Source organism: Mycobacterium novum (assembly GCF_010726505.1).
Taxonomy (GTDB): domain Bacteria; phylum Actinomycetota; class Actinomycetes; order Mycobacteriales; family Mycobacteriaceae; genus Mycobacterium; species Mycobacterium algericum.
Genome location: NZ_AP022562.1, coordinates 871,388 through 890,861 on the forward strand (window position 1 = coordinate 871,388; position 19,474 = coordinate 890,861).

Consider the following 19,474-nt stretch of genomic DNA (forward strand, 5'->3'; position numbering starts at 1 on the left):
CCCGCGCGAGCAGATCGACGGGGAACGCAGCACCAGAACCGGGGCCGGTCCTGTCGCAGTCACGACCGGTGGTGCCGCCTAGACGGCAGAGCGTGTGGCTAGCCATCGCTTGCGACGGTACCCGCGTCGGGCCGTGCGCGCCGCGCAGGCGCGCCGGAGCCCGTCAGCTGATGGCGAACGCCTTCAAATCGGAGTGCGCGGCCAGGCCCCAGGCGCTGATCCGGTCCGAGATCACCCGGCGCAGTTGGTCGGGCCCGAAGATCCCGGCTTCGGCGATTCCGGCCTGCCGGTCGGCGTAGGCGTCGATATCGGCGCCGATGACCTTCAACTCGCCGGCCCGGGCGGCGATGGCGGCCACGGTCTCGTCGTGCACGTAGTCCAGGCAGTGCGCGACCAGGTTGGCGAAAAACTCCTCGTGGCGCTCCTCGTCACCGGCGATCCGGTTGATCAGGCCCTTGAGTACCGGTTCCTCGATCTGTTCGGCCAGGTTGCGGCAGAACTCGGCGCAGGAGCGCTCGTAGAAGGCCATGAACACCAGCGTCTCGACCTGGCTGTACCGGTCGGCGCGGTAGCCCTTCTGCACATGCTCCATGCGGACGCGCTCGTTGGCGTCCGGGTCGATCTCCCGGGTGACCATCAGGTATTCGCGAAGTGCGATGGCGTGCAGGTGCTCTTCGGCGGTCCACCGGCCGATCCAGCGCCCCCACTTGTCCTCGAGGATGAAGTGCTCGACGAATTCGCGGTGGTAGCCGGCCAGGCTGTCCTTCTCGATGAGCAGGATCTCGCAGGCGTCGGTGATCACCGTGGGCAGGCTCACCTGCGACGGGTCCCAGTCCTTGCCGCCGAGGAAGGCGAAGTTCTCGCCCTGCTCGAACGGCACGAAGTCGTGCGCGTACCAGGGGTCCACGGTGTCGATGTGGCGGACCATGTTCGCGGCGACAACCGGCTCCAGCTCGCGAATCAGCGCGTTAGCAACGGGACGTTCAGCCATAAAAGTAACTGTAACCCGAATTCACACTATCTTGTCAACTCGGGTGCGGCGTGTCCGGAACCGCGCGCACCCGCTCAGGCGAGCTTCCAGTCCTCCAGGCCGTCATAGAGCGGGAAGTCCTGCGCCAGCTTGGTGACCCGGGACCGCAGCGCCGAGATGTCGGCACCCGATCCAGCCGCCAGTGCGGTGGCGATGATATCGGCGACCTCGGTGAATTCGGTGTCGCCGAAACCGCGGGCCGCCAGCGCCGGGGTGCCGACCCGCAGCCCGGAGGTGACCATCGGCGGGCGCGGGTCGTTGGGGACGGCGTTGCGGTTGACGGTGATGCCGACCTCGTGCAGCAGATCCTCGGCCATCTGGCCGTCCAGCGGCGAGTCCCGCAGGTCGACGAGCACCAGGTGCACGTCGGTGCCGCCGCTGACCACCGACACCCCGGCCTTGGCCACGTCGGCGGCCAGCAGCCGCTCGGCGATGATCCTGGCGCCGGAGAGCACCCGCTGCTGGCGCTCGGCGAACTCGGGGGTGCCGGCGATCTTCAGCGCGACGGCCTTGGCGGCGATCACGTGCATCAGCGGACCGCCTTGCTGACCGGGGAAGACCGCCGAGTTGATCTGCTTGGCGAACTCCTTCTTGCCGACGATCAGCCCGGAGCGCGGCCCGCCGAGGGTCTTGTGCACGGTGGTCGAGACCACCTGGGCGTGCGGCACCGGCGATGGGTGCAGCCCGGCGGCGACCAACCCGGCGAAGTGCGCCATGTCCACCCACAGTGTGGCGTCCACCTCGGCCGCGATCGCAGCGAAGGCTTCGAAGTCGAGGATGCGCGGGTAGGCCGACCAGCCGGCGATGATCACCTTCGGTTTGAACTCCAGCGCCTGCGCGCGGACCACATCCATGTCGACGCGGTGGGTCACCGGGTCCACGCCGTAGAAGGCGTTCTCGTAGAGCTTGCCGGAGAAGTTCAGCCGCATCCCGTGGGTCAGGTGTCCGCCGTTGGCCAGGTCCAGGCCGAGCAGTCGCTCCCCCGGTTCCATCAGCGCCTGCAGCACCGCGGCGTTGGCCTGGGCGCCCGAGTGCGGCTGGACGTTGGCGAACTCCGCGTCGAACAGTTCCTTGGCGCGGTCGCGGGCGATGTTCTCCACCACGTCGACGTGCTCGCAGCCGCCGTAGTAACGCCGGCCCGGCAGACCCTCGGCGTATTTGTTGGTCAGCACGCTGCCGTGTGCCTGCAGTACCGCGCGCGGCACGAAGTTCTCCGACGCGATCATCTCCAGGGTGTCGCGCTGGCGCCCCAGTTCCTTGCCGAGCAGCTCGGCGATGTCCGGGTCGAGCTCGGCCAGCGGCGTAGACATCGTGGAGGCAGGGCGAGAATCCGGTGTGGCAGTCACGGGGGCAAGTCTATCGAGCGGGTCGCCCCCCGCCGGACGCGCTATCCGTTCAGTTCCGCACGCAGGCTCGACGGGATCAGCGGCTCGTCGAGCAGCCGCCCGAACCGCCCGGTGAGGCTCGCCGCGGCCGGCCGGCAGTCCAGCCAGGCGCGCAGTAGCCGATAGCCCTCCACGTAGGTCGAGGTGTAGGCCCGCCACAGCGGTGACGACAAGAATCGCATGCTCTGGCGGGCCCGATCGTCGGTGACCAGCAGCCAGCGACGCAGATAGTCGACCACCTCGTCGACGTCGCGACGCTCGTCGTGCAGCATCAGCGCCGCATCCTGGCGCACCTCGGCGAGCGCCGCGGCTGCCTCCGACACCGCCTCGGCCCGTTCGCCGTCGAACCGCAGCCCCAGGTCGGCGTAGATCTCTTCGGCCCAACCGCCCCAACCGGGCCCGACCGCGGCGTACAGCGCCAGGTCGGCCAGTCCCTCGGCCATCAGACACTGCGGGGTGTTGACCAGAAAAATCGTCTGCTCGGCCTGGCCCAGCTGCGAGACCAGCCCGGCCTCTTTGCGGCAATGCTCGGTGTGGTGGCCTGGGTAGGACTCATGGGCGACCAGTCGGGGCAGATTCGACATGAGCTGTTTGAGGTCGGCGTTGACGGCCACCGTGGAGCGGTAGTCGCCGCGGTAGTAGTTGAAACCCGACCACGGCTTGTCGGTGACGACCTCGTAGCTGATGACCTCGGTCTCCGGCAGCGGGAACTGTGTGCGTACCCGGTCACGCAGCGCCGACGAGAAGGCGTGGATAGCCGCTTCGAGCCGCTCGGGCGGAATCTCCTCGGCGCGGCGGTGTGCGGCCATTCGCTCGGCCAGCGGCCCGGTTCCGCCCAGCGCTTCGTCCAGCCGGGCGTGGGCTTGGCGGTAGCGGTCGGTGTCTCCCTTGCCGATGCCGGTGAGGTCGAAGTACTCGCGCACCTCGTCGATGAAACCGACCTGCGCCCCGGCGAACTTGCGGCCCGCACACGCCAGCGCCCGCAGATGCACCCGCAGGTAGTCCGCGCGCGCCGCCTCAAGACCACCCGGCAGTTCGGCGAGCAGCTTCTCGGCCTGCTGGGACAGCACCGCCGGGTCGGGCATCGGCTCGTTCGCGACAAGCCGCTGCAGCTCGGGATCGCCGGTGAAGGCGTCGACGTAACCCTGCTCGATGCGGTCAAAGCGCAGACCGAGCAACAGGTATTCACGGATCAATTCGGCGGGCTCCATACCCGATCAGGCTAACCGTCGCGGCTACTGCAAGACTGTATGGTCATGCGGCGGCTTAGCGAGCCGAGTCCCTACGTGGAGTTCGACCGACGTCAATGGCGGACGCTGCGTATGTCGACGCCGATGCCGCTCACCGAAGAAGAGGTCGTGGCGCTGCGCGGTCTCGGTGAGCAGGTCGACCTGCTCGAGGTCGAAGAGGTCTATCTGCCACTGGCCCGGCTGCTGCACCTGCAAGTCGCCGCCCGCCAGCAACTGTTCGCCGCCACCGCGGAGTTCCTCGGCGAGAACGACCAGAGCCCGGACCGCCCGGTGCCGTTCATCATCGGGGTGGCCGGCAGCGTGGCCGTCGGCAAGTCGACGACGGCCCGCGTGCTGCAGGCCTTGTTGGCCCGCTGGGACCGCCACCCGCGGGTGGACCTGGTCACCACCGACGGGTTCCTCTACCCCAACCAGGAGCTGGAACGCCGGAACCTGATGCACCGCAAAGGGTTTCCGGAAAGCTATAACCGGCGCGCGCTGATGCGCTTCGTCACCTCGGTGAAGTCCGGCGCCGACTACGCGTGCGCGCCGGTGTATTCACACCTGAGCTATGACATCGTCGCGGGCGCCAAACAAGTGGTCCGTCACCCCGACATCTTGATCCTCGAGGGTCTCAATGTGTTGCAGACCGGGCCCACGCTGATGGTCTCGGACCTGTTCGACTTCTCGTTGTACGTCGATGCCCGGGTCGAAGACATCGAGCACTGGTACGTCTCCCGGTTCCTGGCGATGCGTTCCACCTCCTTCGCAGATCCCGAATCGCATTTCCACCACTACGCGGGCCTCAACGACGCGCAGGCGGTGGCCGCCGCCCGCGACATCTGGCGCTCCATCAACCGTCCCAACCTGGTCGAGAACATCCTGCCGACCCGGCCCCGGGCGACCCTGGTGCTGCGCAAAGACGCCGATCACTCCATCAACCGGCTGCGGCTGCGCAAGCTTTAGCGGCGATCGCAAGCGCGGCGGAGCCAGGCGACGCGGGTCGCCGCCATTGGCTGGGTCGTTAGGGCGGCGTTGCGGTGCCCGGCTGCGGCTGCGGCGGAGGCGGCGGTTCCGGTGCCGGCGGGGGCGGCGGCAACTCCGCAGGCGGCGGGAAGCCAGGCGGGGGGAACTCCGGGGGCGGCGGCGGTGGCGGGAAGCCAGGCGGCGGCGGGAACTCCGGGGGCGGCGGCGGTGGCGGGAAGCCGGGCGGCGGCGGGAAGCCCGGGGGCGGCGGGGGCTCGGGGGCGCCCGGCGGCGGGGGCTCGGGGGCGCCCGGCGGCGGGGGTTCGGGAGCACCCGGCGGCGGCGCCGGCGTCGGCTTCGGGGTGGCGGTGGCCAACGTCTCGGGGCACATCTCGTTCTGTGCCGCGTCGATCACAACCTTGGGGATCCCGTCGGCGATCGACTTGCCGAACCGGTCCTTGGCGGGGCGGCCCCGTCGCAGGTTCTGGCAGATGATCTCACCGAATTTCACCGCGCCGGAGGAAGAGTTCAGCCCGGGGGTGTTCTGGTACTTGAAGCCATGCGACTCGAGGTAGGCGAGGTAGCTCTTCTCGTCGGCCTGGGCCGGCGCGGCGGCGAATATCAGGGTTACGGGGATCAGCGTCATCGCCGCCAGCCGCCACATCATGGGACAGAACTGTAGACGGTGGCGGCCGGGGCGACACGCGCAAGTGGCGACGAGTCAACGCAGCCGGCGCAGTCCACGGTACTGCGCGAGGGCGAACGATGCGGTGTAGACAGCACTGGCGAGCAGCGCCGCGACGCCGAACCCGGTCAACGGCAGCACACCGGTCTCGAGGACCGCGATGGCCGCGACGGTGCACACCACGTTGGCCGCCAGCACGCCGATTCCCGCCCGGCGCAGATCCGGCAGCGCAGACAGGAAGTACACGGCCACACCGTAGAGCAGGCAGAAGGCGGCAACCGCGTATTCCTGGACCGCGGTGAGGCCGGTCAGGGCCGCCATCGGGCGGGCGGTGAACACACCGGCCAGGCCGATGACCCCGGTGGTGACGGCGTCGGCACGCAGCGCGAAGCGCAGCAGTGAGTCGGTCGAGTCGGACAGGACCGGGGTGGTGACGGCGGTCATGGTGAACTCCTTAAGTTCGTAGTTGCAGTTACTTCGTGTTGTTACGTTGTGCTGTGACCCGGGTGGGTCGGGTGAGGCTGCATGGCGCTAGCCGGCCTTGGTGGTGCGGCTTGAAGGGACTGGCCGCCCGACCTGCTTGGACTTCTCTGGCCGCTGATTGAGATCTGCGATGTGATCGCTTGTTTAAGGAAATGCTGGCGGGGTTGTCCGTGGGGATCGTGTTGGCAGACAAGCGAAAAGAGGTGCGATGGCAGCGAGCCAGGTGTGGGCTGGAGTGGATGTCGGTAAGGAACATCACTGGGTGTGCGTGGTCGATGACAACGGCGCGGTGATGCTCTCGCCGACTGGTCAACGATGAGCAACCGATCCGTGAACTCGTAGCCGAGATTGAGCAACTGGCTGACGAGGTGTCGTGGACGGTCGACTTGACCACCGTGTATGCCGCTCTGTTGTTGACGGTGCTGGCCGACGCCGGTAAACCGGTCCGGTATCTGGCGGCCGTGCGGTATGGCAGGCCTCGGCGGTGTACCGCGGTGGCGAGGGCAAAACCGACGCCAAAGATGCCCGGGTGATCGCCGACCAGTCGCGCATGCGGGGTACCGATCTGCCTGTGCTGCATCCCGATGATGTCTTGATCACCGAGCTGCAGATGCTGACCGCCCATCGCGCGGACCTGGTCGCTGACCGTACCCGCACGATCAACCGGCTGCGCCAACAACTCATCGCGGTCTGCCCAGCGTTGGAACGGGCCGCGCAGCTGACCCAGGACCGCGGCTGGGTGGTACTGCTGACGCGGTATCAGCGACCGAAAGCCATTCGCCAAAGTGGTGTTTCGCGTCTGACGAAGATGCTCGGCGATGCCGGTGTGCGCAACGCGGCCACGATCGCCGCCGCGGCGGTGGCGGCCGCCAAATCCCAGACGGTGCGCCTGCCCGGCGAAGATGTCGCTGCCGGACTCGTTGCCGAGTTGGCCGGGGAGGTGGTTGCCCTCGATGACCGCATCAAATCCACCGATGCCGACATCGAGGACCGATTTCGCCGCCATCCCGCCGCCGCAGTGATCACCAGCATGCCCGGCATGGGTTTCCGTCTCGGTGCGGAACTCCTCGCCGCCGTCGGCGATCCCGCCCTGATCGGCTCTGCCGACCAACTCGCCGCTTGGGCCGGGCTGGCGCCGGTATCCAAAGATTCCGGAAAGCGCACCGGACGACTGCACACCCCCAAGCGCTACAGCCGACGACTGCGCCGCGTCATGTACATGTCCGCACTCACCGCCATCCGCTGCGACCCCGGTTCCAAGGCCTACTACCAGCGCAAACGAGACGAAGGAAAACGGCCGATCCCCGCCACCATCTGCCTGGCGCGGCGCCGCACCAACGTCCTCTACGCACTCATCCGTGACAACCGCACCTGGCAACCCGATTCACCCCCGATCACCAAATCGGCGGCTTGACTTCTTCATTGAGAGTCCCTTCGTGGGCAGGCCGGGACGTCCGGGAGACGTCTGAGAACACCCCCGACATTGCTCGCCGGCCACTGCCACTTCGACCCGGGAGACTGCCAAGCACTGCCACCCGCAGGTCAGCGCCCTGACGACACCGCCATGCGGCCGCGCAGGTCGGCGGCGATCACCCGGGCGCCGGCGTTCTGCCAGTTGTGCAGCGATCGCTGCGGCACTTCGGTGACCAACCACTGCCAGGCCTGCCGGGCGGTCGGATCCAGCCCGGCCGCGGTAGCGTTCTGCGCGTAGGCGCGCACGCCGACCACGTACGGGAAGTACAGGGCGTTGTAGTAGCGCCACTCCTCGGTGGTGCCGAACTCGCCGCCGTCGCGCGGCTTGAGCGCGGCGATACGGTCGGCCAGCAGTGCCTTGAGTTCATTGGCTCGTTCCAGCGGCGCGTCCGGCGCACCGCGGGCCGCCAATCGTTCGTCGATGGTCGGCAGCGCCGTCAGCGGGCTGGCGACGAGTTTCGACAGGTCGCCGTAGTGGGCCAACGCCCGTCGGGTCAGCCGGACGAACGTCTCCTCGTCGACGTCGTCGAGCGGGCCGGTGGAACGCAGCGCCAGCGCCGCCTCGGTGTCGCGTAGGGCCGCGCGGTCGGCGCGCAGGGTCGGAGACCGCCAGAACGCCAGCCGGTCCCAGAGCCGGGCGAGCCGGTCGACGAACACCTGAACTTCGATCGCGATCGCGATGGTGGTGAACAGCAGCACCGTCAGCGTGGTCTGGGCGGTGGGCTCGTCGCGCGTCAGCACCAGCCCGATCAGCAGCTGGCCGCCCAGCAACCCGGCCATCGCGGTGGCGGCCAGAAATGAGCGCAGCATATCCAGCCGCAGCGCCTGGCCCTCGTCGAAGGCGTCCCACAGCGCCACCGCCAGACCGAGCAGCAGGACGTCGATGCCGGTGCTGGCCAGCGCGATCCCGCTGGGGATCACCCCCAGCGGGATGATCAGAATCGCGTTGGCGAGCGCGAAGAACAGCGTCGCCACGATCACCACGCCGAGCACCGAGCCGGGTTGCGAGGGTCGGGTCACCGCCTTGATCATCGCCCCCAGCGTCGACAGCGAGATCACCGCGAACAGCAGCCAGTGCCCGGCGCGCAGCGGGCCGTCGACGCTGCCGGCCCACGCCGCCCCGACCAGTGCGGCGGCGGCGACCAGGCCGATGAGCGCCATGTCGCGGCCGCGGCCCGACCAGCGGTCGCAGGGGCGGGCCAGTTCCAGCAGCACCGCGAACCACGCCACCCCGGGCAGCACGGCCAGGTAGATCTCCAGCTTGCCCAGCAGCACCGGCTGCCACACCGCGCGCACGGCGTCAGCGGCGACCACGGCTGCGAAACCGCACAACCCGATGGCGGCATGCACCAGCACCGGCTTGCGCGGGTCGCGTGCCAGCAGGTACATCCCGAGCCACCAGCTCAAGGTGAACACCAACGCCGACAGCACAATCACCCCGATTACCGCCCGAACCGCCGGTGCCGCACGCTGTAGTCGCGCAATGCGCGCAGGAAATCGACCCGGCGGAACGCCGGCCAGTGCGCCTCGGTGAACCACATCTCCGAGTAGGCGCTCTGCCACAGCAGGAAGCCGGACAGCCGCTGCTCCCCGGAGGTGCGGATCACCAGATCCGGGTCCGGCTGACCGGAGGTGTACAGATTCTCCGAGATGCCCTCGACGGTCACGGCGTCGACGAGCTCCTCGGCGGTGGCTCCGTTGGCCAGTTCCTTGCCGAGCAGGCCCCGTACGGCGTCGACGATCTCCTGGCGGCCGCCGTAGCCGACGGCGACGTTGACGTGAAAACCACCGTTCTTCTCGCGGGTGGAGTCCACGGCCTCCCGCAATCGGCGGGCGGGCTCTTCGCCCAGCAGCTCCAGGTCGCCCACAGTTCGAACGCTCCAGCGGTTGGCGGGTGCGCAGATCTCCTCCACCACGTCGGTGATGATCTCGATGAGCGCGGCGAGCTCGGCGGGGTCGCGTTGCAGGTTCTCGGTGGACAGCAGGTAGACGGTGGCCATCTCGATGCCGGCGTCGGCGCACCAACGCAGCATCTCGGCGATCTTGGCCGCGCCCATCCGGTAGCCGTAGCTGACGTCCTCGTAGCCGGCATCGCGCGCCCACCGCCGGTTGCCGTCGCAGAGCACGGCGATGTGGCGCGGCAGCGCCGACCGGGAGGCCGCGAGCCCCTGCCGGAGGCGCAGCTCGTAGATCCGGTACAGCGGTTCTTTCAGGCGCGCGGGGATGATCGCCACAAAAACCCAGACTACTGTGATCGGCAGTACTTGCCGCGAATCGCATCCGGGAATCCGCTGGAGGAAAGGTTCATGAGCACACACACCGAGACCATCGCCGAGCCGAATCCCGGCGATCTCCCCGCGGAAGTCCTGGTGGCGCACACCAGGCCGCGGGCGCGCGGATGGATTCACCTGGTGTCGGCGATCGTGGCGGTCATCGCCGGGGCAGCGCTGATCGGGGTGACCTGGCCGCTGGCCGGCCTCGAAGCGGGGCTGGCGACGCTGGCCTACACCATCTCGGTGGTGGGCATGTTCGCCGTCAGCGCCACCTATCACCGGGTGACCTGGAAATCGGTGTCTGCCCGGATCAGGATGAAGCGGCTCGACCACGCGATGATCTTCATCTTCATCGCCGGCACCTACACCCCGTTCGCGCTGCTGGCGATGGACCACGGCGCCCAGGAACGGCTGGTGATGACCATCGTGTGGGGCGGCGCACTGGCCGGCGTGGTGCTCAAGCTGTGCTGGCCGACCGCCCCGAAGTGGGTGGGGGTACCGCTTTATCTGCTGTTGGGTTGGGTGTCAGCGTTTTTCATCGCGACGATCATGCACAACGCCGGGGTGGCCGCCATGGTGCTGTTGACGGTCGGCGGCATGCTCTACAGCATCGGCGCGATCATGTACGCCCTGAAGTGGCCGGACCCGTGGCCGCAGACGTTCGGCTACCACGAGTTCTTCCACGCCTGCACCGCGGTGGCCGCCGCGTGCCAGTACGTCGCGATCTGGTTCGCCGCACTGTCGTGAGCGCCGGTTCTACAGCTGGGTGATGTTCTCCGCCGACCAGTAGGCCTTCATCCCGGCGATCTTGCCGTCGCCGTCGAACACCATCACGTCGATCGGCTCGATGCGCATCCGGTGGTCACCGTTGGTGATGGTCAGCGCGAAGTGGAATGCCGCCTCGTTGCCGGCCACCCGCAGCGTCACCAGTTCGCTCTCGCGCTGCAGGCCGGTGATAGCCGAGTAGAAGTTGCGGATCGCCTGGTGCCCGATGTGCACCTCGCCGCCGACCGGGTCCTCGAGGGTGGCATCGGAGGCGTACAGCGCGACCAGATCATCCGCGGTTCCGCCGCCGACCAGCTCGATGTAGCGGTGGACGGTCTCGGTGATGGCCTGTGCCCGCTCGGGTGCGCTCGTCATGTGCCGCAGGTTACACCGGAAGCCGGAGCCGCGGGCACCTCGAGTGCGGCGGCCAGCTCCGCCGCGCCGGTCACCGGCCGGTCGCACACCGGCCCCCGGCAGACGTAGGCGGCGTCGGCGCCGTCGATACGGTCCCGCCCCTCCAACAGCTCCGACGAGCCGGGCGCACCGCCGACGACGATCGCCCCGCCGGGTGCCAGCCGGCGCGCGTCGGCCAGCAATGGCGAGTCCGCGGGATCGCAGGCCACCGCGACCTGCAACGGGCCCCGGATGAAAGCCTCGGCCACCGCCAGCCAGTGGCCCACCGAGCGCGGCGCGCGGGCCAGCAGCACGCTGTGCGCGGCCAAGGCGTCGGATGCGGCCCGCCGGTAGGTCTCGCTGCGGTCGGCGCCGGTGAGGTGCGCCGCGGTCAGTAGCGCCTCGGTGATCAGCGCCGCACCCGACGGCGTGGCCCCGTCCAGCGGATCGCCCGGACGCAGCACCAGTGCCTCGGCGTCGTCGGCGCTGTCGAACCAGCGTCCGGGCTGCGCCGGAGCGGCGAAGTGGGCCAGTGCGGTGTCCAGCAGGCCGGCGGCGGTGTGCAGCCACCGCTGGTCGCCGTCGAGTTGGTACACGCTGAGCAGCCCGGTGGCCAGCGCGCCGTAGTCCTCCAGTATCGCGGCGCTGTCGCCCGCCAGGCCGCCCAGGCTGGCCCGGCGCAGCCGCCCGTCCACCAGGTGCAGGCCGATCAGTGCTGCGGCGCAGTCCTGAGCCGCGCTGATCAGACTCGGGTCCCCCAGCGCTACACCGGCTTCGGCCAGGGCGGTGATCGCCAAGCCGTTCCAGGCGGTGACCACCTTGTCGTCACGGTCCGGCTGGGCGCGGGAGCGCCGAGCGGCCAACAGCGCGGTTCGCACCCGGTCGAGCCGCCCCGTGTCGTCGGGATCCACCGGTAGTTGCAGCACCGAACTCCCGGCTTCAAAGGTGCCACTCGACGTCACCCCGAAAACCTCTACCGCCCAACGCCCGTCGTCGTCGCCGAGCACGTCGGCCAGCTGCTCGGCGGTCCACACATACGTCGAGCCCTCCCGGCCGTCGGCGTCGGCGTCCAGCGATGACACGAACATGCCGCCGCACGCGAGCTCCTCGAGCAGGAACCGGGCGGTCTGTGACGTAACCCGGAGGGCCAGCGGGTCGCCGGTGCGCCGGGCCCAGTGCGCATAGGCCCGCAGCAGCAGCGCGTTGTCGTATAGCATCTTCTCGAAATGCGGTACCACCCAGGCATTGTCGACGCTGTAGCGGGCAAAGCCGCCAGCGAGCTGATCGTAGATTCCGCCGCGGGCCATCGCCGCACCGACGCGGGCAACCGCGTCCAGCGCCGGGCGGTCTGCGGTCCGTTCGTAGTGGCGCAGCAGGGTTTCCATCAACGCCGACGGCGGGAACTTGGGTGCGCCGCCGAATCCCCCGCGTTCGATGTCCTCATCACGCAGCACCGCCGCCACGGCACCGTCACAGAGCATCGCGTCGACGGGCGGGCCGTTGCCGGGCAGGCCGGCGGCCATTTCCCGCAGTTCGGCGGTGATGCGCCCCGAAGCGTCCTCGACCTCGCCGCGGCGCTCGCGCCAGGTGGTGCTGATTGCCGAAAGCAGGTTCAGGAACGTCTCTTTGGGGTAGTACGTGCCGCAGTAGAACGGCCGGCCGTCCGGAGTCAGAAAACACGTCATGGGCCAGCCTCCGCGGCCGGTGAGCGCCATGGTGGCGTTCATGTAGACGGCGTCGATGTCCGGGCGCTCCTCCCGGTCGACCTTGATGCAGACGAAGCCATCGTTCATAACCTCTGCGACGTGGGCGTCTTCAAACGAGCCGTGCGCCATCACGTGACACCAGTGACATGCCGCATAGCCGACCGACAGCAGGATCGGCACGTCACGCTCGACGGCCTCGGCCAGCGCCTCGGGTGTCCACTCCTGCCAGTGCACCGGATTGTCGGCGTGCTGGCGCAGATACGGGCTGGTGGATTCGCCGAGACGATTGACCATGGCTAACCTGCGGCCTAGCCCGCCGAGTCCGGTCCCGGGTCCAGCGTGCCCTCGTCGGCGGCCTGGTCGGCGGCCGGGTCCTCCCGGTCGAAGGATTCCGGCACCCTCTTGAGGTGCCGGTTCATCGACCACACCAGCCCGAAAGTGCCGAGCAGCAGTAGCACGACCACCAGCAGGCCGAATGGGCTGGCCTTGCCGAAGTCCGGCCCGGTTTCCCGGGGCACATCATCGGCCAAGAGCCAAAGTGTGGTCAGCAGAGCATGATTCATCAGTCGTCCTCGATCCCGGCGAACAGGTCGGTCTCCGGCAGGATGATAGGCACCCTGGACCGGGCCAGCTCGAACTCCTCGGTGGGCCACAGTCGTTGCTGCCACTCGATCGGAGCGGCGAAGAAATCACCGTTCGGGTCAATCTGGGTGGCGTGCGCGCGCAGCGCGTCGTCGCGTTGACTGAAATACTCCGCGCAGTGGATCCGGCTGGTCACCCGGGCGGCGAAGCTGTCGTGGTCGGGTTTCCAGTGCTCCAGCCACTTGGCGAACGGGCCGATCTGCCCGTTCCGGGCGAACTCGTCCTGCAGCAACTGCATCCGCTGCCGCAGGAACCCGTGGTTGTAGTACAGCTTCGAAACGTTCCAGACGTCGCCGGCCTGCGGGTAGCGGCGGTAGTCGCCGGCGGCCTCGAAGGCGGCCACCGAGACCTGGTGGCAGCGGATGTGGTCGGGGTGCGGATAGCCGCCGTTCTCGTCGTAGGTCGTCATCACGTGCGGCCGGAAATCGCGAACCACCCGCACCAGGGCTTCGACGGACACCTCCAGCGGCACCAGCGCGAAGCAGTCCTCCGGCAGCGGGGGCAGCGGGTCGCCCTTGGGCAGACCGGAGTCGACGAAACCCAGCCAGTGATGTTCGACGCCGAGGATCTCGGCGGCCTTGGCCATCTCGTCGCGGCGGATCTCGGCGATGTGACCGTGGACGTCGGGCAGGTCCATGGCCGGGTTGAGGATGTCGCCGCGCTCGCCGCCGGTCAGCGTCACCACCATCACCCGGTGACCGGCGGCGGCGTAACGGGCCAGCGTCGCCGCACCCTTGCTGGACTCGTCGTCGGGGTGCGCATGCACCGCCATCAACCGCAGTCCGCTCATGTGCACGTTCCCCTTTTAGCCCCTATAGTTCCCGTTGGTTTCGGCCTCCATCGTTCCACCATGGGCGGCGGGCGCGTTAACCGATCCCGATTCACGACCATGGGGCATACCGCACGATGACCGACTCGAAGCCGGCCCGCTACGGGGACACCCGCGGCCGCGCCCTGCCACGGCGCCTGCTGGCCATCATGCTGGGCGCGCTGGCCGTCGCGACCGCGGCCGCCGTCGCCGTGCTGGGCTTTCAACGGCTGACCACCGCCGACGTCAAAGGCGAGCTGTACGGCTACGAGGTGGTCGATGACCAGACGGTGACGGTGAAAATCAGCGTGACGCGATCCGATCCGTCCCGCCCGGCGGTCTGCATCGTGCGGGTCCGGGCCGGTGACGGCAGTGAGACCGGCCGGCGTGAAGTGCTGATTCCACCGTCGGAGTCGTCGACCGTCCAGGTGACGACGATCGTCAAATCCTCCCAGCCGCCGCTCATGGGCGATATCTACGGCTGCGGCCCCGACGTGCCCGATTACCTGCGGTCGCCCTGATTTTCCGGTGGTACCCTGTATTGATACACGGTTCCGGCTGGGACCGTGTATTGCTGCATTAGAACGACTGCATTACTAAAGACGTCGACCCCGCTGGCTGCTATCGCCGGGTCCGACGACATGAGGAGCACAGTGAGATGACGGACACCCAGGTGACCTGGTTGACGCAGGAGTCGCACGACCGGCTCAAGGCCGAGCTCGACCAGCTGATCGCGAACCGTCCGGTGATCGCCGCGGAGATCAATGACCGCCGCGAGGAGGGTGATCTGCGCGAGAACGGCGGTTACCACGCTGCCCGCGAGGAGCAGGGGCAGCAAGAAGCCCGCATCCGCCAGCTGCAGGAGTTGCTCAACAACGCCAAGGTCGGCGAGGCTCCCACCCAGTCCGGGGTGGCGCTGCCCGGTTCGGTGGTCAAGGTGTTCTACGACGGCGACAAGAGCGACACCGAAACCTTCCTGATCGCCACCCGCCAAGAGGGCATCAGCGAGGAGAACCTCGAGGTGTATTCGCCGAACTCACCGCTGGGTCACGCCCTGCTCGGCGCCAAGGAAGGCGAGGAGCGCAGCTACACGGTGCCCAGCGGCAACACCGTCAAGGTGACCCTGGTCAGTGCGGAGCCCTATCGCCCCTGAGGCCTACCGCGGCTCAGCGCAGCGCTTGCTTCAGGTCCTCAAGCAGGTCGTCGATGTCCTCGATGCCGACCGAGAGCCGCACCAGGTCGTCGGGAACCTCCAGTTGCGAACCGGCCGTCGACGCATGGGTCATCGCGCCCGGGTGTTCGATCAGCGACTCCACCCCGCCCAGTGACTCGGCCAGGATGAAGATCTCGGTTGCGGCGCACAGCTTCTCCGCAGCTCCCCGACCGCCGTGCAGCCGCACCGACACCATGCCACCGAACCCGCGCATCTGGCGCGCGGCAATGTCGTGCCCCGGGTGGCCGGGCAGGCCCGGATACAGCACGGTGTCGACGGCGGCGTGTCCGGCAAGGAACTCCGCCACCGCGGCCGCGTTCTCGCTGTGCCGCTGCATCCGCAGCACCAGCGTCTTGAGGCCCCGCAGCGTGAGGTAGGCGTCGAACGGACCGGGGACCGCCCCGGCGCCGTTCTGCAGGAACGCGAAGGCGGCGTCGAGCTCCTCGTCGTCGGTGACCAGCGCGCCACCGACCACATCGGAGTGGCCGCCGATGTACTTCGTGGTGGAGTGCAGCACCACGTCAGCGCCCAGCGTCAGCGGCTGCTGCAGCGCCGGCGAGGCGAACGTATTGTCCACCAACACCTTTGCGCCCGACTCCCGGCCGATTGCGGCAATGCTTTCGATGTCGCTGATCGACAGCAACGGGTTGGTGGGCGTCTCCACCAAGATCAGTCGGGTCTTGTCGGTGAGTGCGGCACGCACTGCATCCAGGTCGGACAGCGCGACCGGCGTGTAGGCCAAACCCCAACCGGTGAACACCTTGTCGATCAGCCGGAAGGTGCCGCCGTAGGCGTCGTCGGGGATGATCAGATGATCACCGGGACGCAGCATCGCCCGCAGCGCGCAGTCCGTGGCGGCCATCCCGGAGGAGAACGCCCGGCCGTATCGGCCCTGCTCGACGGCGGCCAGTGCGGTCTCCAGCGCGGTCCGGGTCGGGTTGCCGGTGCGGGCGTACTCGTAACCGCCCCGCAGCCCACCGACGCCGTCCTGGGCGAACGTACTGCTCGCGTAGATCGGCGGATTGACCGCCCCGGTGGCCGGATCGGGCCGGAAACCGGCATGGATCGCCGTCGTGGAGGGGCCGATCGGGCCGTGCAGGCGGCTCACCGGATCGGCAGGCAGACGGTGGTCATGATCTTGTCGGCCAGCGTCTGCCGTTTGGCGTCCCACAACGGGAACAGGTAGCCGATGAACAAGATGATGCCGTCGATGAGGTGGGCCAGTTGTCGCACGATCGACATCCCGAATCCGATCGGCTGACCGGTGGCTTCGGAAACCACTTTGAACTTCATCACCGATTTGCCGATGCTCGAACCGGTGGTGCCCTGCCGGTAGCCGTAGTTCCAGATTCCGAAGCCGAACGCGCCCAGCCAGCCGAGGAACATCAGCAGGGCACCGGCGGTCGACGGCGTGACGGTGCAGGCGAACCCGGCCGATGTGGTGACGCACTCCCGTTGCGCCGTGGACCCGGCGACCATCGCGGGGATGCCGTAGATCAGCAGGATCGGAATGGAGTCGATGAAGTAGGCGCCCACCCGGGTGAGCCACGGCGTGTAGGACTCCTGCGGAAGATCGCCGACCGGGCTTCCGGCCGAGGCGTACCCGGGCGCGGGCGGCGGATAGTTGCCCGGCGGCGGGGGTGGGTAGTTGCCCGGCGGGGGCGGCGGATAGTTCCCCGGCGGGGGGTAGCCGCCGGGCGGCGGGGGCGGGTAATTGCCGGGCGCCGGACGATCGCCCGGCCGCGGCGGCGGGTAATTGCCCGGGGGCGGGTAATCACCCGGCGGAGGAGGGTAGTTGCCCGGCGGCGGCGGGAAGTCGGTCATGAGCACCCTTCTCCGAGTAATTCGATGCGGATTTTCACGCTACCGCAATGCGCCCGCGGGATCGCTACCTGCGGCGCGGCCCGTCGGAGAGGAATCCCAACAGATCGTGGCGGGTAATGACGCCGACCGGCTTGCCGTCTTCGACCACCATCACCGCGTCGACGTCGGCCAGGGTGGTGGCGGCGACGCCGACCACCTCGCCGGAGCCGATCAGCGGCAACGGCGGCCCCATGTGCTGCGACACCGCGTCCGCGAGCTTGGCCCGGCCCTCGAACACCGCGGAGAGCAGGTCGCGTTCGGACACACTGCCGGCGACCTCACCGGCCATCACCGGTGGCTCGGCGCCGACGACGGGCATCTGGGATACGCCGTACTCCCGCAGGATCCCGATGGCGTCGCGCAGTGTCTCCGCCGGGTGGGTGTGCACCAGGTCGGGCAAAACCCCGGACTTGGCCCGCAGTACGTCGGCCACGGTCGGCTCCACCGTGGAGCCGTCGAGACGCGAACGCAGGAATCCGTAGGACGACATCCAGGCGTCGTTGAAGATCTTCGACATGTAGCCGCGGCCGCCGTCGGGCAGCAGGACGACGACGAGCGCGTCGGGTCCGGCTTTGACGGCCGCCTCCACCGCGGCCACCACGGCCATGCCGCAGGATCCACCGACCAGCAGCGCTTCCTCACGGGCCAGCCGGCGGGTCATGTCGAAGGAGTCCGCGTCGGAGACCGCGATGATCTCGTCGGGAACCTTCGGGTCGTAGGCGGCCGGCCAGAAGTCCTCCCCGACTCCTTCCACCAGGTACGGCCGGCCGGTGCCGCCGGAGTACACCGAGCCCTCGGGGTCGGCGCCGATGACCCGCACCCGGCCCCCCGACACCTCCTTGAGGTAGCGGCCGGTGCCGGTGATGGTGCCGCCGGTGCCGATCCCCGCGACGAAGTGGGTGACCTGACCGTCGGTGTCGTTCCAGATCTCCGGACCGGTGGTCTCGTAGTGGCTCTCCGGGCCGGCCTGGTTGGAGTACTGGTCGGGTTTCCAGGCGCCGTCGATCTCCTCGACCAGCCGGTTGGACACGCTGTAGTAGCTGGCCGGGTCGTCGGGCGGTACCGCCGTCGGGCAGACCACCACCTCGGCGCCGTAGGCGCGCATCACGTTCTGCTTGTCCTCGCTGACCTTGTCCGGGCAGACGAACACGCACTTGTAACCGCGGCGCTGGGCGACCAGCGCCAGCCCGACACCGGTATTGCCGGAGGTGGGCTCGACGATGGTGCCGCCGGGCCGCAGTGCGCCGCTGGCCTCGGCGGCGTCGATCATCTTCACCGCGATGCGATCCTTGGAGCTCGCACCCGGGTTGAGGTACTCGATCTTGGCCACCACCCGGCCCGCCCCGTCGGGAACGATCGAATTCAGCTCGACCAGTGGGGTGTTGCCGATGAGGTCACTGATGTGGCGCGCTATCCGCATACCTGCCATCGTCTCAGGCGGTGCCAACCACCGGGGCACGGCCTGGCTAACCGGTGGCCTCCCGGATGTATTCGCCGATCTGGCGCAGCGAGCGGGTGGCCTCCGGTACGAACGGCGCGGCGATCTGGAAGACGTGGATCTGGCCCGGCCACACCCGTAGCTCCACCGGGACGCCCGCCGCGGCCAGCACCTTGGCGCCCAGCCGTGCGTCGTGCAGCAGCACCTCGGAACCGGAGACGTGGATCAGGGTGCGCGGCAGGCCCGGTTTCACGTGGCGCAGCGGTTCGAGGACTTCGCCGCCGTGAACGCGGTCTTTGTGGGCGGCCGCTTCGACCAGTTCGACGAACGCATCGAACGCCTTGGGCGGGAACATCGCCCCGGTGTGGATGTTCGGGTGCGCCTTCTTGGCTTCCTTGGCGATCTCCAGCAGCGGCGACATCGCAACGATCGCCGCGGGGTCCTCGCCCTCCTCCAGCAGACGTTGGGCCAACGCCAGCGACAGGTAGCCGCCGGCGGAGTCGCCGGCGAGCACGATCTGCTCCGGTTGGTAGCCCTGGCGGCGCAGCCACCGGTAACCGTCGTAACAGTCGTCGATGGCGTCGCCGATGGAGTGCTTCGGGACCATCCGGTACTCCACCACCAGGATCGGACTGTCGGCGTACTTGGACAGCTTGGTGACGAGCCGGCCGTGGGTGTTGGCCCCGCACGTCACAAAGGCACCGCCGTGCATGTATAGCACCACCCGGCGGGTGCCGTCGGCGGGCAGGACACCGGCGGCCCGCACCAGTTGAGCTTTGCACCGCGGCAACCGGATGGTGGCGCGGATGGTGCCCGGCGGCGGCAGCATCGCCTTGGCGGCGAAGTCGACCAAGCCGAACGGCCACGGCATCCGCGGGAAGTAGCTGCCGACCGACAGGACCGGTCTGATGGTGGCCCTGGCGGCGAGCCACGCCAGCCTGCCTTCGACGCTGGGTGAGTCCTCGACGACCTCGACGGGCAGCCCGTCGTGGCGGCCGTGTCGGCGGGGCCGCGAAACGGGATATAGCCGGGCGGCAGCCTGCGACGAGCTGGGAATTCTGCTGGGTGCGGTCATGGCGGACACTCCCTCCAGCCGGCCCCGGCCGGCACAGCCAACGCGGT

The 19,474-nt window shown here is 68.7% G+C and carries 19 protein-coding genes and 1 pseudogene; 5 read left to right on the top strand and 15 right to left on the bottom strand.

The window, feature by feature from the left end:
• Positions 1-163: 163 nt before the first annotated feature.
• From G6N19_RS03960 to G6N19_RS03970, 3 genes are all read right to left on the bottom strand, one after another.
• A complete protein-coding gene (locus G6N19_RS03960) occupies positions 164-991 on the bottom strand; it encodes an acyl-ACP desaturase (protein ID WP_193465809.1) in 828 nt (275 codons plus the stop codon).
• Between the two features lie 74 nt (positions 992-1,065).
• Positions 1,066-2,340, bottom strand: coding sequence for a serine hydroxymethyltransferase (glyA, locus tag G6N19_RS03965; protein ID WP_013827981.1), 1,275 nt, complete (start codon positions 2,338-2,340; stop codon positions 1,066-1,068).
• Positions 2,341-2,417: 77 nt separating this feature from the next.
• Positions 2,418-3,626 carry a DUF885 domain-containing protein gene (locus G6N19_RS03970; protein WP_193465810.1) on the bottom strand — a complete coding sequence of 403 codons (1,209 nt, stop codon included), beginning with the start codon at positions 3,624-3,626 and terminating at the stop codon, positions 2,418-2,420.
• A 45-nt stretch (positions 3,627-3,671) separates the two neighbouring features.
• Here G6N19_RS03970 and coaA point away from each other — a divergent pair, with 45 nt between their 5' ends.
• Positions 3,672-4,610, top strand: coding sequence for a type I pantothenate kinase (coaA, locus tag G6N19_RS03975; protein ID WP_041319604.1), 939 nt, complete (start codon positions 3,672-3,674; stop codon positions 4,608-4,610).
• Between the two features lie 58 nt (positions 4,611-4,668).
• Here the strand turns inward: coaA and G6N19_RS03980 are convergent, their stop codons facing one another.
• Together G6N19_RS03980 and G6N19_RS03985 are read right to left on the bottom strand one after the other, a co-directional pair.
• Positions 4,669-5,277 (bottom strand): DUF732 domain-containing protein, encoded by a 609-nt coding sequence (locus G6N19_RS03980; RefSeq protein ID WP_193465811.1) that lies wholly within the window; start codon positions 5,275-5,277, stop codon positions 4,669-4,671.
• Positions 5,278-5,331: 54 nt separating this feature from the next.
• Positions 5,332-5,739, bottom strand: coding sequence for a hypothetical protein (locus G6N19_RS03985; protein WP_013827977.1), 408 nt, complete (start codon positions 5,737-5,739; stop codon positions 5,332-5,334).
• A gap of 247 nt (positions 5,740-5,986) precedes the next feature.
• On the opposite strand from G6N19_RS03985, the pseudogene G6N19_RS03990 reads away from it, so the two are divergent.
• A pseudogene (locus G6N19_RS03990) lies at positions 5,987-7,192 on the top strand (IS110 family RNA-guided transposase).
• Positions 7,193-7,320: 128 nt separating this feature from the next.
• Here the strand turns inward: G6N19_RS03990 and G6N19_RS03995 are convergent.
• Together G6N19_RS03995 and G6N19_RS04000 are read right to left on the bottom strand one after the other, a co-directional pair.
• Positions 7,321-8,688, bottom strand: coding sequence for a hypothetical protein (locus G6N19_RS03995; protein WP_041317310.1), 1,368 nt, complete (start codon positions 8,686-8,688; stop codon positions 7,321-7,323).
• A gap of 5 nt (positions 8,689-8,693) precedes the next feature.
• A complete protein-coding gene (locus G6N19_RS04000; protein WP_013827975.1) occupies positions 8,694-9,485 on the bottom strand; it encodes a (2Z,6E)-farnesyl diphosphate synthase in 792 nt (263 codons plus the stop codon).
• A 72-nt stretch (positions 9,486-9,557) separates the two neighbouring features.
• On the opposite strand from G6N19_RS04000, the gene trhA reads away from it, so the two are divergent.
• On the top strand, positions 9,558-10,271 hold the full coding sequence (gene trhA / locus G6N19_RS04005) for a PAQR family membrane homeostasis protein TrhA (RefSeq protein ID WP_013827974.1): 714 nt from the start codon (positions 9,558-9,560) through the stop codon (positions 10,269-10,271).
• A gap of 9 nt (positions 10,272-10,280) precedes the next feature.
• Here the strand turns inward: trhA and G6N19_RS04010 are convergent, their stop codons facing one another.
• The 4 genes from G6N19_RS04010 to mca are packed head-to-tail and all read right to left on the bottom strand — an operon-like array spanning position 10,281 to position 13,820.
• Positions 10,281-10,664 (bottom strand): nuclear transport factor 2 family protein, encoded by a 384-nt coding sequence (locus G6N19_RS04010; protein WP_013827973.1) that lies wholly within the window; start codon positions 10,662-10,664, stop codon positions 10,281-10,283.
• Positions 10,661-12,682, bottom strand: a complete 2,022-nt coding sequence (locus G6N19_RS04015) for a thioredoxin domain-containing protein (RefSeq protein ID WP_013827972.1) — start codon at positions 12,680-12,682, stop codon at positions 10,661-10,663. Before G6N19_RS04015 ends, G6N19_RS04010 begins: the two co-directional genes overlap by 4 nt.
• A gap of 14 nt (positions 12,683-12,696) precedes the next feature.
• Positions 12,697-12,951 carry a hypothetical protein gene (locus tag G6N19_RS04020; RefSeq protein WP_013827971.1) on the bottom strand — a complete coding sequence of 85 codons (255 nt, stop codon included), beginning with the start codon at positions 12,949-12,951 and terminating at the stop codon, positions 12,697-12,699.
• Positions 12,951-13,820: a mycothiol conjugate amidase Mca gene (gene mca, locus G6N19_RS04025; RefSeq protein WP_013827970.1), complete on the bottom strand. Its 870-nt coding sequence runs from the start codon at positions 13,818-13,820 to the stop codon at positions 12,951-12,953. Before mca ends, G6N19_RS04020 begins: the two co-directional genes overlap by 1 nt.
• A gap of 116 nt (positions 13,821-13,936) precedes the next feature.
• Here mca and G6N19_RS04030 point away from each other — a divergent pair, with 116 nt between their 5' ends.
• Together G6N19_RS04030 and greA are read left to right on the top strand one after the other, a co-directional pair.
• Positions 13,937-14,359 (top strand): DUF4307 domain-containing protein, encoded by a 423-nt coding sequence (locus tag G6N19_RS04030; protein ID WP_013827969.1) that lies wholly within the window; start codon positions 13,937-13,939, stop codon positions 14,357-14,359.
• Positions 14,360-14,496: 137 nt separating this feature from the next.
• Positions 14,497-14,991 (top strand): transcription elongation factor GreA, encoded by a 495-nt coding sequence (greA, locus tag G6N19_RS04035; RefSeq protein ID WP_013827968.1) that lies wholly within the window; start codon positions 14,497-14,499, stop codon positions 14,989-14,991.
• Positions 14,992-15,004: 13 nt separating this feature from the next.
• On the opposite strand, the gene G6N19_RS04040 is transcribed toward greA, so the two are convergent.
• From G6N19_RS04040 to G6N19_RS04055, 4 genes are all read right to left on the bottom strand, one after another.
• Positions 15,005-16,159 carry a cystathionine gamma-synthase gene (locus G6N19_RS04040; protein ID WP_083040666.1) on the bottom strand — a complete coding sequence of 385 codons (1,155 nt, stop codon included), beginning with the start codon at positions 16,157-16,159 and terminating at the stop codon, positions 15,005-15,007.
• On the bottom strand, positions 16,156-16,875 hold the full coding sequence (locus tag G6N19_RS04045; RefSeq protein WP_193465812.1) for an RDD family protein: 720 nt from the start codon (positions 16,873-16,875) through the stop codon (positions 16,156-16,158). The genes G6N19_RS04040 and G6N19_RS04045 overlap by 4 nt, the downstream gene beginning before the upstream one ends.
• A gap of 64 nt (positions 16,876-16,939) precedes the next feature.
• Positions 16,940-18,334 carry a cystathionine beta-synthase gene (locus G6N19_RS04050; protein WP_083040349.1) on the bottom strand — a complete coding sequence of 465 codons (1,395 nt, stop codon included), beginning with the start codon at positions 18,332-18,334 and terminating at the stop codon, positions 16,940-16,942.
• A 46-nt stretch (positions 18,335-18,380) separates the two neighbouring features.
• Positions 18,381-19,427, bottom strand: coding sequence for an alpha/beta hydrolase (locus G6N19_RS04055; protein WP_197912081.1), 1,047 nt, complete (start codon positions 19,425-19,427; stop codon positions 18,381-18,383).
• Positions 19,428-19,474: the final 47 nt, after the last annotated feature.

What these genes read in the sequence shown, in the direction of transcription:
- G6N19_RS03960 (WP_193465809.1), bottom strand. Translation starts at nt 991, where the DNA reads ATGGCTGAACGTCCCGTTGCTAACGCGCTGATTCGCGAGCTGGAGCCG.
- glyA (WP_013827981.1), bottom strand. Translation starts at nt 2,340, where the DNA reads ATGTCTACGCCGCTGGCCGAGCTCGACCCGGACATCGCCGAGCTGCTC.
- G6N19_RS03970 (WP_193465810.1), bottom strand. Translation starts at nt 3,626, where the DNA reads ATGGAGCCCGCCGAATTGATCCGTGAATACCTGTTGCTCGGTCTGCGC.
- coaA (WP_041319604.1), top strand. Translation starts at nt 3,672, where the DNA reads ATGCGGCGGCTTAGCGAGCCGAGTCCCTACGTGGAGTTCGACCGACGT.
- G6N19_RS03980 (WP_193465811.1), bottom strand. Translation starts at nt 5,277, where the DNA reads ATGATGTGGCGGCTGGCGGCGATGACGCTGATCCCCGTAACCCTGATA.
- G6N19_RS03985 (WP_013827977.1), bottom strand. Translation starts at nt 5,739, where the DNA reads ATGACCGCCGTCACCACCCCGGTCCTGTCCGACTCGACCGACTCACTG.
- trhA (WP_013827974.1), top strand. Translation starts at nt 9,558, where the DNA reads ATGAGCACACACACCGAGACCATCGCCGAGCCGAATCCCGGCGATCTC.
- G6N19_RS04010 (WP_013827973.1), bottom strand. Translation starts at nt 10,664, where the DNA reads ATGACGAGCGCACCCGAGCGGGCACAGGCCATCACCGAGACCGTCCAC.
- G6N19_RS04015 (WP_013827972.1), bottom strand. Translation starts at nt 12,682, where the DNA reads ATGGTCAATCGTCTCGGCGAATCCACCAGCCCGTATCTGCGCCAGCAC.
- G6N19_RS04020 (WP_013827971.1), bottom strand. Translation starts at nt 12,951, where the DNA reads ATGAATCATGCTCTGCTGACCACACTTTGGCTCTTGGCCGATGATGTG.
- mca (WP_013827970.1), bottom strand. Translation starts at nt 13,820, where the DNA reads ATGAGCGGACTGCGGTTGATGGCGGTGCATGCGCACCCCGACGACGAG.
- G6N19_RS04030 (WP_013827969.1), top strand. Translation starts at nt 13,937, where the DNA reads ATGACCGACTCGAAGCCGGCCCGCTACGGGGACACCCGCGGCCGCGCC.
- greA (WP_013827968.1), top strand. Translation starts at nt 14,497, where the DNA reads ATGACGGACACCCAGGTGACCTGGTTGACGCAGGAGTCGCACGACCGG.
- G6N19_RS04045 (WP_193465812.1), bottom strand. Translation starts at nt 16,875, where the DNA reads ATGACCGACTTCCCGCCGCCGCCGGGCAACTACCCTCCTCCGCCGGGT.
- G6N19_RS04050 (WP_083040349.1), bottom strand. Translation starts at nt 18,334, where the DNA reads ATGCGGATAGCGCGCCACATCAGTGACCTCATCGGCAACACCCCACTG.
- G6N19_RS04055 (WP_197912081.1), bottom strand. Translation starts at nt 19,427, where the DNA reads ATGACCGCACCCAGCAGAATTCCCAGCTCGTCGCAGGCTGCCGCCCGG.